Source organism: Pseudopontixanthobacter vadosimaris (genome assembly GCF_012979275.1).
Classification (GTDB): Bacteria; Pseudomonadota; Alphaproteobacteria; order Sphingomonadales; family Sphingomonadaceae; genus Pseudopontixanthobacter; species Pseudopontixanthobacter vadosimaris.
In genome coordinates this window covers 24,582-38,376 of the sequence record NZ_JABASZ010000037.1, presented here as the reverse complement: position 1 = coordinate 38,376, position 13,795 = coordinate 24,582, and the positions used below count along the sequence as shown (strand labels likewise).

16 protein-coding genes and 1 riboswitch are annotated in these 13,795 nt (G+C 63.8%); of the genes, 12 read left to right on the top strand and 4 right to left on the bottom strand.

Features of this window, described 5'->3' with window-relative positions; genetic code table 11:
* Positions 1–2: 2 nt before the first annotated feature.
* The 3 genes from crtY to HG250_RS09165 all read right to left on the bottom strand — a co-directional run bounded on the left by crtY (position 3) and on the right by HG250_RS09165 (position 3,725).
* Positions 3–1,244: a lycopene beta-cyclase CrtY gene (gene crtY, locus HG250_RS09175; protein ID WP_170004918.1), complete on the bottom strand. Its 1,242-nt coding sequence runs from the start codon at positions 1,242–1,244 to the stop codon at positions 3–5.
* A gap of 128 nt (positions 1,245–1,372) precedes the next feature.
* Positions 1,373–3,451: a S9 family peptidase gene (locus HG250_RS09170; protein WP_170004916.1), complete on the bottom strand. Its 2,079-nt coding sequence runs from the start codon at positions 3,449–3,451 to the stop codon at positions 1,373–1,375.
* Between the two features lie 76 nt (positions 3,452–3,527).
* Positions 3,528–3,725, bottom strand: a complete 198-nt coding sequence (locus HG250_RS09165; protein ID WP_170004840.1) for a hypothetical protein — start codon at positions 3,723–3,725, stop codon at positions 3,528–3,530.
* Here HG250_RS09165 and HG250_RS09160 point away from each other — a divergent pair.
* From HG250_RS09160 to HG250_RS09115, 10 genes are all read left to right on the top strand, one after another.
* Positions 3,676–4,965 carry a metal-dependent hydrolase family protein gene (locus HG250_RS09160; protein ID WP_170004914.1) on the top strand — a complete coding sequence of 430 codons (1,290 nt, stop codon included), beginning with the start codon at positions 3,676–3,678 and terminating at the stop codon, positions 4,963–4,965. The two genes, HG250_RS09165 and HG250_RS09160, sit on opposite strands and share 50 nt — an antisense overlap.
* Before the next feature lie 108 nt (positions 4,966–5,073).
* A complete protein-coding gene (locus tag HG250_RS09155; protein ID WP_170004912.1) occupies positions 5,074–6,930 on the top strand; it encodes a DUF885 domain-containing protein in 1,857 nt (618 codons plus the stop codon).
* Positions 6,931–6,990: 60 nt separating this feature from the next.
* A riboswitch (TPP riboswitch) is annotated at positions 6,991–7,098 on the top strand.
* 42 nt (positions 7,099–7,140) lie between these two features.
* Positions 7,141–9,117, top strand: a complete 1,977-nt coding sequence (gene thiC / locus HG250_RS09150; RefSeq protein WP_170004910.1) for a phosphomethylpyrimidine synthase ThiC — start codon at positions 7,141–7,143, stop codon at positions 9,115–9,117.
* A gap of 10 nt (positions 9,118–9,127) precedes the next feature.
* Positions 9,128–9,499, top strand: coding sequence for a hypothetical protein (locus tag HG250_RS09145; protein ID WP_170004908.1), 372 nt, complete (start codon positions 9,128–9,130; stop codon positions 9,497–9,499).
* 5 nt (positions 9,500–9,504) lie between these two features.
* Positions 9,505–9,936, top strand: a complete 432-nt coding sequence (locus tag HG250_RS09140; protein WP_170004906.1) for a DUF3429 family protein — start codon at positions 9,505–9,507, stop codon at positions 9,934–9,936.
* A 6-nt stretch (positions 9,937–9,942) separates the two neighbouring features.
* Positions 9,943–10,428 (top strand): COG3650 family protein, encoded by a 486-nt coding sequence (locus HG250_RS09135; protein WP_240957035.1) that lies wholly within the window; start codon positions 9,943–9,945, stop codon positions 10,426–10,428.
* Between the two features lie 153 nt (positions 10,429–10,581).
* Positions 10,582–11,157: a fasciclin domain-containing protein gene (locus HG250_RS09130; RefSeq protein ID WP_170004904.1), complete on the top strand. Its 576-nt coding sequence runs from the start codon at positions 10,582–10,584 to the stop codon at positions 11,155–11,157.
* Positions 11,158–11,461: 304 nt separating this feature from the next.
* A complete protein-coding gene (locus HG250_RS09125) occupies positions 11,462–11,668 on the top strand; it encodes a cold-shock protein (protein ID WP_170004902.1) in 207 nt (68 codons plus the stop codon).
* Between the two features lie 75 nt (positions 11,669–11,743).
* On the top strand, positions 11,744–11,962 hold the full coding sequence (locus HG250_RS09120) for a hypothetical protein (RefSeq protein WP_170004900.1): 219 nt from the start codon (positions 11,744–11,746) through the stop codon (positions 11,960–11,962).
* 104 nt (positions 11,963–12,066) lie between these two features.
* On the top strand, positions 12,067–12,366 hold the full coding sequence (locus tag HG250_RS09115; protein ID WP_240957034.1) for a hypothetical protein: 300 nt from the start codon (positions 12,067–12,069) through the stop codon (positions 12,364–12,366).
* On the opposite strand, the gene HG250_RS09110 is transcribed toward HG250_RS09115, so the two are convergent.
* Positions 12,350–12,694, bottom strand: a complete 345-nt coding sequence (locus HG250_RS09110; RefSeq protein ID WP_170004898.1) for an Mpo1-like protein — start codon at positions 12,692–12,694, stop codon at positions 12,350–12,352. The genes HG250_RS09115 and HG250_RS09110 overlap by 17 nt on opposite strands.
* A gap of 204 nt (positions 12,695–12,898) precedes the next feature.
* Here HG250_RS09110 and HG250_RS09105 point away from each other — a divergent pair, with 204 nt between their 5' ends.
* Positions 12,899–13,474 (top strand): YbhB/YbcL family Raf kinase inhibitor-like protein, encoded by a 576-nt coding sequence (locus HG250_RS09105; RefSeq protein ID WP_170004896.1) that lies wholly within the window; start codon positions 12,899–12,901, stop codon positions 13,472–13,474.
* Entirely contained in the window at positions 13,461–13,787 is a 327-nt protein-coding gene (locus HG250_RS09100) for an SWIB/MDM2 domain-containing protein (RefSeq protein WP_338103896.1), read from the top strand. Before HG250_RS09105 ends, HG250_RS09100 begins: the two co-directional genes overlap by 14 nt.
* The last annotated feature ends 8 nt before the right edge of the window (positions 13,788–13,795 follow it).

The window sequence follows — 13,795 nt, the reverse complement described above, 5'->3', positions numbered from 1 at the left end:
GTTCATGCAGAGTTCCGTTCCGGTTCTGGCCGTTTCGAGTTGCGCTTGCCGCCAAGCGGCGCGCCGGGCGTGACGAGCGCATGCAGCGCCCGCTTTACGGGGACAGGTGGGCGACCCGAAAGAATACGCGCCTTGTCCAGTGCAGTCGATCTGCCGGCGTAGAACCGCTCGATCAACGCCTGAGGCAGCCGGTAGAAATGCTGAAATACGATATAGCGTTGCTCGGGCAGCGCCGCACCGAACAGCATGCGTCCGAGCAGTCTGTAGAACCCGGTCTGCCTCCAGTGATCGGCGCTGCGCTGTGCCATCATCTGGGCCATATGCGCGCCCGGAAGGCCGGCGGACCGCGTGATCGCAATTGCGTTTTCGACAGCGAAAGGCAGGGTGTAACTGGTGAGGGGATGCGTGAAGCCGCCCCGGATGCCCCCCAGCGCCACGCCGTCGGCTATGATACCGGCACCTTCGCCGGATGCAGGCGATTGGCCGGCTAGCGCCGCAGGATCGCCGGACGAGATCACCGGCAGGACGCCGGTTTCCTCGTCCAGCGTTTCGCCCTTCCAGCCCCGGTTTTCGCAATAGGCGTCGATCCGTTCGGCGAGTTCCGCGCGGTCCAGCACCGGATCGTCGGCGTAATAGGTATCCTCGATAAACAGGTCCGTATCCGACAGGGGCAGGACATAGACGAAGCGATAGGCACCGTGCTGCGCGACATCGGCATCCATGATGATCGGCCGGGGCACGCCATGCGGCCGGTCGCAGCGCAGGTGCCGGCCCAGGAACACCTGCCAGCCGCCCGAAAGGCCGCTGCCGATTTCGGCTCCTCGGCAATCCAACACCGCACCGGCAGTAATCCGCTGCCGGTCGGGCAGTGTAATCCCGCCTTCATCGACCGAGACCACCTTCGTGCCGGTGCGGATCGCCGCAGCGGGGAGTTCCCGTCGTATCGCCCGGTCGAAATCGGCAGAGGCCAGCGAATTGTAGCGCGAGCCCAATGTCCGTTCGTATTTCGGAAAGCGCACGTCATAGGCAGGCCACGAGGCCGTGTCGAAGGCGCTCATCAAGGCGCGGCCCGCAGGTGAAAGATCGCTGTCGAACCAGCTCCAGCGGTGATGCCCGCCGATCTTTTCATCGCTCTCGAACAAGGCGATCTTGAGGTCGGGGCAGCGGAAATGCAGCGCAAGGGCGATGAGCCCGCCCGCCAGTCCGCCGCCGGCAATCGCGATGTCGAGGTCGTGATCTTCCATTCCGCCTGCTGCCCTAGGGCGCAATGCCAGCCCGCGCAATTGTCCATTCTCCTGCAAGGAAGACGCGGCCGGAAGAGCGAGGGGCGACCCTGCGGCCGCCCCTCGACATCGTCACAGAAGCCGCAAGATTATTCCTCGCCCAATGCGCTCGCAGGCAGGACGGGGCGGGGCGCGGGCTTGTCAGCGTTGCGGTCGCCGGATTTCAGAAAAGTGTCGAACCAGCGCATCATCCGCAGATTGTAATCGTAACGCGCTGCCGCCTGCTGGTTGCCATGGCCCTCGCCGGGATACAGCACCAGCCGCACCGGCGTGTCGGGTTTGCGGACCTTGATGTTGCGATAGAGTTCGTAGCTCTGCGTCGGGCTGACGCGCGTGTCTTCCTCGCCATGCATGATCAGCAGCGGCGTAGTCGCATTGGCGACATGATAGATCGGGCTGGCCTCCAGCATGCCCTGCCAGTCTTCCCACGGGAACTGCCGCGCATGGACGAGATACATTTCCTGCGGGATGTCGGTCGTGCCGAATTTGCTGATCTGGTTCGAGATGCCGACGAACATGACGCCCGCGCCGAATTCCTCCGATTGCGCGGTAGAGCCCCAGGCCGTGGCATAGCCGCCATAGGATCCGCCCGTGATGCCGGTGCGCGCCGGATCGGCGATGCCTTCGGCGACAAGCGCGCGCTTGGCATCGACGATATCGTCGAATTCCTTGCCCGCATAGTCCTTCTGATGCGCCTTGGCGAAAGCGGTGCCGTAAGCGGTGGAGCCGCGATAATTCGGCAGGAACACGGCATAGCCACGGCCCGCCGCCACCTGTCCGGGCTTGCTGTAGGCGGTTTGCCAGCCGTTGCTCTCATGCGCTTCGGGGCCGCCGTGAATGTTCAGAATGGTCGGCGCGCCGCCGGCGGGCGTGCCGCCAACCGGTTCGATCAGCACGCCTTCGACGGTCTGGCCGTCGCGCGCGGTGTAGGAATAGATGCGCTGGTCGCCGAAGGTGATCTCGGTCAGCCAGGGGTTGTGCGATGTCCAGCGGTCGAACCGGCCATCGTTCAACACGAACAATTCGTCCGGGTGGCGGGGGCTGTCGGCAGTGACGGCGATGCGGCCGCCGCCGGCTTCCACCCCGGTCAGCACCAGATTGCCGGGGTCCACCTCGCGCGTGACCGAACCGTCGGGCGCATAGATGCGAAGGCGGCTGGAAGCACCCACATGGACGATGCTGGCGAGGCTTCCGTCCGACAAAAACTCCGTATCCACCGTCGCTTCCGCCGCGCCGAGCGTCACCGGAGTCAATGCGCCTGTGACCGTGTCGGCGAAATACAGCGTGGTCGGGGCGGGATCATTGGCGTCCACAGCGGCGACCATGGCGAGGCGGCGGCCATCGGGGCTGATCTCCACATCGCCTAGCTTGCCCGGCGTTTCGACGATACGGCGCACCGCGCCGGTGGCGAGGTCAATCAGGTTGACCCGCTTGGAGGTGTAGCTGTCATCGACATTCGGCGTCGGCGCGGTCTGGATGACTGCGGTCCGTGCATCGGGCGCGATCTCGAACGCGCTGACATAGCCGGGGATGGTCACGCCGCGCGGTTCGACATCGATCTCGCCGCCGGTCAGCGCAGCGCCGACCCGCGCTGCGAACAGGCGGTTCAGACGATCCTCTTCCTCATAGACAATGGATGTGAACCCTGCCCCGGCCTCGTCATCACGGCGGTCATCCGCCTCGGCCCCGGCGAGCAGATAGATCATGCTGCCATCGGGCGACCAGTCATAGGCGCGCACGGCGGCGCCATCGACCGCAGCCAGCTTCATCTGCGCGCCGCCGTCGACCGGGATGCCCCAGACCGCGCGTTCCTCGTCGCCCGCTGCATGCAGGAACGACATCATCCGTCCGTCGGGCGAGAACTGCACGCCGGAAATGTTCACGTCGGCGGGCAGGAAATCGCGCTGATTGTCAGGCCCGTAGGCCAGCTTCAGCTGCTGGGTGCCGGAGCCGTTCTCTTCGCCTTCCGCAATATTGGGGTGGCGATAGGTGGTGAAGGCGATCCGGCTCCCATCCGGGCTGACCTCGATCCCGCCAACCTGTTCCAGCGCCGCCACATCCTCCGGCGTCATCGGACGCGCATCGGCCTCGCCTGTCGTCATGACGAATGCGGCCAGCGCAAATGCAGGCAGGGGGGCAGCGCGCAGGGCTGTGCGAACAAGATCCATGGTAATGAAAATCCTCTCATCAAGTGCTGGTATCCGGCACCGTTGGCGGCAGGTATAAGCAGGCGACGCCGATATTTCAAACGGCGGCGATGCGCTCAGGCGTCACTCCGATGCGGCGAGCCGTTGATGCCGATGGACGAAACCAGCGGCATTCTCCGGCCTTGCCGAAACCGCGATCCGGCGGCATGGTCGTGGCAACAAAGGCAAACGGGAGGGGTGCCACCATGCGCAAATCTGTTCGAAATTCCAGCCATTTGGCGGCGGCTGCGGCCATTGCCGCCTTCTTCGCCTCGCCGGCGCTGGCCGATACCACCGTCATCCATGCTGGCAGCATCATTCGCAGCGCGGATGCCGCGCCGAGCGGGCCGGCGACCATCACCGTCACCGACGGGCGTATCACCGCCATTCAGGACGGCATCCAGCCCGTGCCCGAAGGCGCGACCATGGTTCACCTGGTGGACAAGACGGTTCTGCCGGGCCTTATCGACCTGCACGTTCACCTCACCGGCGATCCGGGCGGCGATTTCTGGAAGGAAGCGGTGGAGCCGGAGGAATGGGGCGTCGTCGTCGGTGCGAAGAATGCGCTGGCGACCGCCCGGGCGGGCTTCACCACCGTGCGCGAGGCGGGCAGCGGCCAGTCCAGCGCCTTCGCCCTGCGGCGCGGCACGGCGGAAGGGCTGATCCCCGGCCCGCGCATCATCGCGGCAGGACCGGCGCTCTCCATCGTCGGCGGGCACGGCGATACCAACGGTTTCCGGCCCGAGATCAACGAGATTCTCGACAGCGGCTACAATTGCACCGGCACCGTTCAATGCGCGGAAAAGGTTCGCCTCGCCAGCCAGAACGGGGCCGACGTCATCAAGATCACCGCCACCGGCGGCGTGCTGAGCCAGCAGGGGCGCGGGCTGGAGGCGCATTTCACCAGCGCGGAAATGAAGAGCATCGCCGACACGGCCCATTCGCTCGGCCTGGCCGTCATGGCGCATGCTCACGGCGCGCGCGGCATCCAGCAGGCGGCCGAGGCGGGCATCGACTCCATCGAACATGGCACCTATCTCGACAAGGAAGCAGCCGATGCGATGATCGCCAATGGCACCGTGCTGATCCCGACGTTGATGGCCTTCCAGGGCGTGACCGAGCGGCTGGGCCAGGGCATCTACACGCCGGTGGTGGAGGACAAGATTCGCGCCGTGGCCGAAACCGCGCAGGTCTTCATGGGGCGGGCGCGCGGATGGGGCGTGCCCATCGCCTTCGGCACCGATGCGGGCGTGTTCGGCCACAGGCGGAACGCCGGCGAATTTCGCCTGATGATGCGGCAGGGCATGACCAGCCGCGAGGCGCTCGCCAGCGCGACCACGAATGCCGCGCAGGTGTTGGGTATGGAGGACGAGATCGGCAGGCTGGAACCCGGCTTCAGCGCCGACATCATCGCCGTCGATGGCAACCCGCTGCTGGATGCCACGGTGCTGGAGAATGTCGACTGGGTAATGGTGCGCGGCCGCGTGATCGAGTGATTTGTCGAAGCGCAATGTTCGTTCGTCGGCTCTGGGCAGCATATCTCTTGGTGCAGGGCGGCGGCAGGGGTTAGAACGACCGCAATAGAATCTTGGGGGATTTCACACATGACCACTTTTCGCATCGCCCTGCTTTCCGCCGCCGCCCTGCCGCTGGCGGCCTGCGCCACGACGATGGAGAATGACGACACCATCGTGCTGACCCGCGCGCGGCCTGCCGGGACCGGCGTGGGTGCCACTGCTTCCGCGCAAACCGCCCATGACCGGCTGTTCGCCATCTTCGCCGCGGCGGACGAGGCGGAACTGAAGAACAATCCGATGAGCGCCCTGTTCAGGGGCGATCTGCGTTATGCCGACAGCCTCGGCAATTACCTGACCGATGCCTACAGTGATACCGAACGCGCGAATGCCCGCCGGAATCTTGCCGCGCTGGAGCGGATCGACCGCAGCGCGCTCAGCGAAACCGACCGCATCGCCTATGACGTCTTTGCCTATAACCAGCGCGAGGCATTGTCGAACCTCACGCCGGAAATCCTCGCGCTGACCGAGGTGCGGCCCGTCAACCATTTCTTCGGCTTCCACACCTTCTACCCGACACTCGCCAGCGGAAAAGGCGCGGCTCCGTTCAGGACGGTCGAGGATTACGAGAACAATCTGAAGCGCCACAGCGATTATGCGGCGCTGATCGGCCGTTCCATCGACAAGTTCCGCGAAGGGCTGGGCACCGGCGTTCTCGAAACAAGGCTGACGATCGGCAACGTAATCGAACAGCTCGACGCGCAACTGGCGCAGCCGGTGGAGGAATCGCCCTTCTGGGGTCCGGTGCAGAACTTCCCCGATAGCTTCTCCGCTGCCGAGAAAGCGCGCCTGACAGAGGCCTATCGCCGGTCGATCAACCAGGAAATCTATCCCGCCAACCGGGCGCTGCGCGATTTCCTGAAAGCGGAATATCTGCCGGCCGCGCGCACCAGCGTCGGGCTGTCGCAGATGAAGGGCGGCGCTGCGCTGTATGACAAGCTGATCGAACAGACCACGACTCTGCCGCTCAGCGCCGATACGCTGCACAATCTCGGCCTGTCCGAAGTCGCGCGAATTCAGCGCCAGATGGAGGAGGTGAAGGACGAAGTCGGCTTCCAGGGCACATTGCAGGAATTCTTCGACTTCATCCGCACCGATCCCCGATTCAAGCCGGAAAGCCGCGAGGCGCTGACGGAGCGCTATTACGAAGTGGGCCGCGAAGTCGACGCGCTGATCCCGCAATATTTCTCGACGGTGCCGAAAACTCCGCTGGAAATCCGGCCCTACGAACCTTTCCGCGAGAAATTCGAGGCGGGCGGATCCTACCAGTCCGGAACGCCCGACGGTTCGCGCCCCGGCATATTCTACTTCAACGCCTACGATCTGCCGAGCCGCACCACGCCGGGCATCACCACGCTCTATCTGCATGAAGGCGCGCCGGGCCACCATTTCCAAATCAGCCTGGCGCAGGAGAACGAGGCGCTGCCCGCCTTCATGCGCTTCGGCGGGACCACCGCTTATGTGGAAGGCTGGGCGCTCTATTCCGAGACTTTGGGGTTCCCCATGGGTCTGTATGAAGACCCCTATCAGCGGCAGGGCACGCTGGACGACGAGATCCTGCGCGCCATGCGGCTGGTGGTGGACACCGGCCTGCATGCGAAGGGCTGGAGCCGCGAACAGGCCATCGAATACATGCTCGCCAATTCCGGCATGGGCCGCACCGATGCGACTGCCGAGGTCGAACGCTACATCGCCATTCCCAGTCAGGCGCTGGCCTACAAGGTCGGCGCGCTGAAGATCCAGGAATTGCGCCAGCGTGCCGAAGCCACGTTGGGGGACCGCTTCGACATCCGTGCCTTCCATGAACAGGTGCTCGGCACCGGCGCCCTGCCGCTTCCGGTGCTGGAGGCCAAGATCGACCGCTGGATCGCCGCGGGCGGCAGCTGACCGGCATCGGGCAGGCGAACAGGGGCGGCTGGACTATGCGCGGGCAGGCCTGTAGAACGCCTGCCATCCCCGGGGCGCCTGCTGAGGCTGAGAGGGCGGTAGAACTCCGCACGACCCGCAGAACCTGATCCCGTTAGAACGGGCGGAGGGAGGGAGCGGTCGAGAATATGAAACCGCCCTTGCTCCGATTATCTTTGGATGGAGCAAGACATGGCCGATATCGATTCCCCCATCGAGCGTAATCCCGCAGGCCGCAGGGCCGGTGAAAATATCGCCGTCACGACCGGCCCCATCCGGGGCAGCCGCAAGGTGCATGTGCCCGCGCCGGGTTCGTCCGGTGTGACTGTCGCCATGCGCGAGATCGACCTCGAACCGTCGAGCGGCGAACCGCCCCTGCGCGTCTACGACACCTCCGGCCCCTACACCGACCCCAGTGCTCGCATTGACATCGACGCCGGGCTGGAGCCGATCCGCCGCCCGTGGCAACTCGCCCGGCAGGATGTCGAGGAATATGCCCCGCGCGAGGTGAGGCCGGAAGACAATGGCCTCCTGACCGGCGGCACCGGTCCCGACCGTTCAGGCGGGGTGCCGCCATTCCCCACCGCCCTGCGCCGCCCCTTGCGCGCGAAATCCGGAGGCAACATCAGCCAGATGTATTACGCTCGCCGCGGCATCGTCACGCCCGAGATGGAATATGTCGCCGCGCGGGAAAACCTGGGCCGCGAAGTCGCGCTGGAAGCGGCAAGCGGCGGGGAAAGCTGGGGTGCATCGTTGCCCGCCCATGTCACGCCCGAATTCGTCCGCGACGAAGTGGCGCGGGGCCGCGCCATCATCCCCAGCAACATCAACCATCCCGAATGCGAGCCGATGGCGATCGGGCGCAATTTCCTCGTCAAGATCAACGCCAATATCGGCAACAGCGCGGTTGCCTCCGATGTCGCTTCCGAGGTCGACAAGATGGTCTGGTCGATCCGCTGGGGCGCGGATACGGTCATGGATCTGTCGACCGGGCGCAACATTCACGATACCCGCGAATGGATCATCCGCAACAGCCCGGTGCCCATCGGCACGGTGCCGATCTATCAGGCGCTGGAAAAGGTCGGCGGCGTGGCCGAGGATCTGACCTGGGACATCTTCCGCGACACGCTGATCGAACAGGCGGAACAGGGCGTCGACTATTTCACCATTCATGCCGGCGTGCGCCTGCCCTATGTGCCGATGGCGGCCAGGCGAGTCACCGGCATCGTCAGCCGCGGCGGTTCGATCATGGCGAAATGGTGCCTGGCGCATCACAAGGAGAGCTTCCTTTACGAGAGGTTCGACGAGATCACCGAGATCATGAAGGCCTATGACATCGCCTATTCATTGGGTGACGGCTTGCGCCCCGGCAGCATCGCGGATGCCAATGACGAGGCGCAGTTCGCCGAACTCTACACGCTGGGCGAACTGACGCATCGCGCCTGGAAGCAGGATGTGCAGGTGATGATCGAAGGGCCGGGTCATGTGCCCATGCACAAGATCAAGGAGAATATGGAGAAGCAGCTGGAAGTGTGCGGCGAAGCGCCGTTCTACACGCTCGGGCCGCTCGTCACCGACATCGCGCCGGGATATGACCACATCACCAGCGGCATCGGCGCGGCGCAGATCGGCTGGTACGGCACGGCGATGCTCTGCTATGTTACGCCCAAGGAGCATCTCGGCCTGCCCGACCGCGACGATGTGAAAGTCGGCGTCGTCACCTACAAGCTGGCAGCCCATGCGGCCGATCTGGCCAAGGGGCACCCGGCGGCGCAATTACGCGACGATGCATTGAGCCGGGCGCGCTTCGAATTCCGCTGGCGCGATCAGTTCAACCTCAGCCTCGACCCGGATACGGCGGAGGAATTCCACGATCAGACCCTGCCTGCCGAAGGCGCGAAGACAGCGCATTTCTGCTCCATGTGCGGGCCGAAATTCTGTTCGATGAAGATCAGCCAGGAAGTGCGCGATTTCGCCTCGCGGCAGAACCAGGGCGCCGACAGTTTTCTCGAGAGCGCGAAATGGGGCGCGGAAACCGCAGAAGCCAGCCGCGCCGCCGCGGTGAAAGGCATGCAGGAAATGTCGGAACTCTACCGCGAAAAAGGCGACAATCTCTACCTTCCGGAAGAAGAGGCGGATATCTGCGTGACAGAGGACGACGTCACTTGATGAGGGCACGATGCCGGAGCAGACTGGCGCGATGACGCAGGATGAAGAAGGCAAGCGCGATCGCCGCTATCTGCCCCTGATCGGGTTGGCTCTGTCGGTGCTGTATGTCGCCCTGCTCGTGCTGTACCTGTTCCTGCAGGGGCAGAATCCGGCCGACCTTCGCCTCAACGAGCTGGGTGATTTTGTCGGGGGCGTGTCCAGTCCGCTGGCCTTCCTGTGGCTGGTGCTGGGTCTCTTCCAGCAGAGCCGCGAGATCCGCCTCAGTGGCCGTGCGCTTGAATTGCAGGCACGGGAGATGCGCCGCAGCGTCGACGAACATCGCCGCATCGCCTCCGCGAAGGCCGAGGCACCTGCGGAGCAGGGCGAGTCGGACCGCGCGTGAACGGCGTGCCGCCTCTGCCGAGGTGGCTTGGCCTCGCCGGCCTGTTGCCGCAATGGGCGTGCCTGCTGGCGCTGCTGATCGGCCCCGAGGAATGGCGTCCGGCCATTCTGGCGCTGGGCTGGGCCTATGGCGCGCTGATATTCAGCTTTCTCGGCGGATTGTGGTGGGGCATTGCCGCAGCACGCCATGCGCGCGGGAAAGCCGTGCCGCGCTGGCTGTGGTTCGTGTCCGTGGTTCCGTCATTGCTGGCCTTCCTGCTCTGCCTCTGGACCGGGGACTGGGCCGGCCCGCTCGTCGCGCTCGGCATCTTCATCTTCGCCAGCCTGCTGATCGACCGCATCATGCCGCGCTATGGCGCACCGTCATGGTGGATGGGCCTGCGCGTGCCGCTTTCGCTCGCCCTCGGCATGGCGACTGTTCTGCTGGGACTGGTCTGAACGGGAATGAGGAAGCAATTGGCCATGACCGACGTGAACCCTGCCCGCAATTCAGCGCTGCTGCTTGGCATCTGCCTTGCTGTGGCGGGTTGCGGCCCGGCAGCAAACGGCCCCGGATCCGATAGGCTTCCAGGCGACGATGGTTCGAGGCAGCCCTATGACGGGATCGGCGAGGCGGATACCGTCTATCTGACCGGCACGGAGCCGTTCTGGGGCGGCGAGATCACCGGCAGGGCGCTGATTTACCGGACGCCGGAGAACCCCGATGGCAGGGACATCGAGGTTGAACCCTTTGCGGGGCGGGGCGGCATCTCCTGGTCCGGTGCGCTCGATGACGTCCCGCTCGATCTCGCCGTGACGCCGATCGCTTGCAGCGATGGCATGTCAGACAGGAAATATCCCTTTACCGCCACGCTGCAGCTTGGGGGCGACACCAGATCGGGTTGTGCCTGGACGGAAGATCGCCCGTTTACCGGCCTCGCTGCTCCGTAGGGTTGCTGCACTAGGGAATCATAACGGAACGAAATGTGGCAAATTAAGGCGGAAATGGGAACGTTCTGTGGCAACTCTCGTTGATAATTGTGAAGCCGGGCCTGACAGAGGGTGTCCGGAAATGATCAACAGCATCTTCCAGGAACATCACCCATGAAACTTCTCGCTTTGCCTCTGGCCGCTTCCGCTCTTGCGCTTGCCGCCTGCTCTTCCGAACCGGCCGATGACACGATCATCGTCGACGACACCGCTGCTGTCGATACGATGGAAACCGCCGGAACTGCCCCGGACATCGTCGGTGTCGCACAGAGCGACGCCAATTTCTCCACCCTTGTCACTGCGATCGATGCAGCCGATCTTGGCGGCACGCTGAGCGGGGCCGGGCCGTACACCGTTTTCGCGCCGACTAACTCGGCTTTCGAGAAGCTGTCCGCCGGAACGCTCGACAATTTGACGGCACCTGAAAATCGCGAACAGCTCAGCGGTATCCTGACCTACCATGTCGTGTCCGGCAATATGTTGGCCGATGCGTTGACGCAGGCAATCACCGACGGGGGCGGTTCGGCCGAACTGACCACGCTGAACGGCGAAACGCTGACCGCGACGCTCGACGGTGAAAAAGTGATCCTGACCGACGCGACCGGCGGTACCGCCACCGTGACCATGACCGATGTGAACGCCGCCAACGGCACTATCCACGCCATCGACACGGTGCTGATGCCGAGCTGATTTTTCGGATCAGCCGCAAGGTTCAGGCGCGCCTGTCCAGTCGCGACAGGCGCGCTTTTTCGCCTTTCGGGGCGGGATGGTTCGCGCATACGGCGTAAGGATTAGGGGAACGGCGGTTTCCATGTTACAAGCCCCGTGCTGACGTCGAAACTTGCGACGGACTTCGACGCTATCCGCTGAGGCGACCTTCTGGTCTGACCGACGCGCACTCTCGACGACTTCCTTTCAACAGACGGCCTTACGCACGACCCCGCAGGTCCGCAGTTCCGCGGAACCGGGTTATGTTTCTTGAAAGGAAACGCTTATGCCTATCGGCACAGTCAAATTCTTCAACACCGACAAGGGCTACGGTTTCATCCAGCCCGAAGACGGCGGTCAGGACAGCTTCGTCCACATCACCGCAGTTCATGCCGCAGGCATGCAGACGCTCGATAAGGACCAGCGCCTCTCCTATGACGTCGAAACCGGCCGGAACGGCAAGGAATCGGCGATCAATCTCGCTTCTGCCTGATTGATGCGCATCCACCCGGCGGCCTTCCGCGACGAAGGCTGCCGGGTTTCAAGTTTCAAATCACGGGATACCAGGATGAGTCAGACTTACGAATTCTATTCCGAACGCGCGCAGGAATCGGCCAGGCAGGCCAGCGAAGCCACGCTCGACAACGTGCGCGAACGCGCGTTGCGCTCGGAAGCCGTCTGGCTCGACCTGGCGCATCGTGCCCGGCAGGTCGCCCGTGATCGCCGCGTTGCCGATGAGGAACGTGCCGCGCGCCGCGCTGCGGAACAGGAAGACGCATCGGCCTGAATGCCGGGTTCCGGGCCCTGCGCTTTCCTGCATCCGCCTGCACCGGCGAAATCGTCTAATCGACAACCGCGACAAGCGAAATTCCCGGACGCGAAAGGCTTGGCATGAACAGTTTCAAACCAGATAGCGCGTGGATGACGACGCTCTGCGAAGCCTGGTCGCTGGGCGCGGATGCCGCGACCGTCATGTGGTTGCGAACGGCCCTGATCGCCGGGGGCGGCATCGCCGCGCGGAAGGAAGCGGCACGGATGTTTTCCGAGAAGCTGTCCGCCAATGCCGAACTCGGCACCCTGATGATGACCGGCGGGCTGGGCTACGATCTGCGAGTCGCTGCCGACCGGACCATCGCACATTATGGACCCACCGTGCGCGCCAATCGCGCGCGCCTCAGCCGCCGGAGATAGGCTTTACGCCGGCCCTATCCAACTCCGGCTTCAGCCTTCCGGTAAGCCAGAGCCACCACATGCGAAAATCGGCAGCCAGTGACCATAAAGGGTAGGTGAAGGTTGCCGGGCGGTTCCGTTCCACCCTGAAATGGGCGATCCAGGCGAAGAAATAGCCAGCCAGCGGCATCGCCAGCAGGATCCACCATTCGCCCGCGACCGTGCCGGCAAATGCGATCAGCACGACCAGCGTGGTGCCGATATAATGTAGCGCGCGTGTCATGGGGCGACTGTGTTCCCGCAGGTAAAACGGCCAGAATTCACGAAAGCTGCCATATTCTCTTGTCATGAACGCTCTCGGGTCAGGAGGGATTAGCCGCCTGCGATCCTAGACCCGGAAACACGCAGCACAAGTGTGACAGGCTTTGTCGCGCCATCGCCGCAGCATGGCTGATGCACGTCCTGCGGATATTTTCCGGGAAATGCGGGGCCTGCTCTCGCTTGCGCGCGTTGTATGGCCTAGAACCCGCCTGGAAAAGGAAACCACGCCCGAATGCTTGAACACGTACCTGAATGGCTTGGAAAAGCCCTCAAGAATGTCCGCGCCGGCCATGGCAAGCTTGCCATCGTTCGCCTCGGCCAGGAAAATCTGAATGGCAAGAGCGGTTTCGATCTGACCAGTCCCGCCTTTGCCGATGGCGCCGAACTGGACCCGTGCTTCACTGCCGATGAGGAGGACGCCGTCGCGCCGCCGCTGGAATGGACTGCGCCGCCACCGGGGACTCAGGAACTGGCAATCATCGTCGAAGACCCCGATGCGCCGGCGGGCGAACCGCTGTGCCATTGGCTGGTCTGGGGCCTGCCGCCGCAGAAGGGCAAGTTGTTGGAGGGCGAGACTCCGCCGCGTGTGGGCAAGAATTCCTATGGCAATTCCGAATGGCTGCTGCCCGACCCGCCGACCGGGCATGGCCCCCATGACTACGTCTTTCAGATCTTCGCGCTCGATCTGCCGCTGACGCTTATGCCGGGCGCCAACCGGGACGGACTGATCGCGGCCATGGAAGGGCACGTGATTGCAACGGCGATATTGACAGGGGTCTATGTCCGCCCCGAAGGTGACGAGGATTAATTACACGCAAGTTGCGTCTGCAAGGGCGCGGGACGAGATTACTCTAGAGAAGGAAATCATGATGGCAGGTGCCAATAACGCTTTGCAGAAACCCGTCGAAGTATCGTCGGAACTTGAGAATGTCATCGGCAAGGGGCCGATGACCCGCGCGCAGGTAACGTCCAAGGTGTGGGAATATATCAAGAAGCACGATCTGCAGGTCGCCGAGGACAAGCGGATGATCGAGGCGGACGAGAAGCTGGGTGCGGTTATCGGCAAGGAACGTATTTCGATGTTCAAGATGACGGCAGCGGTGTCGAAGCACCTGACCTGATCGCCCGC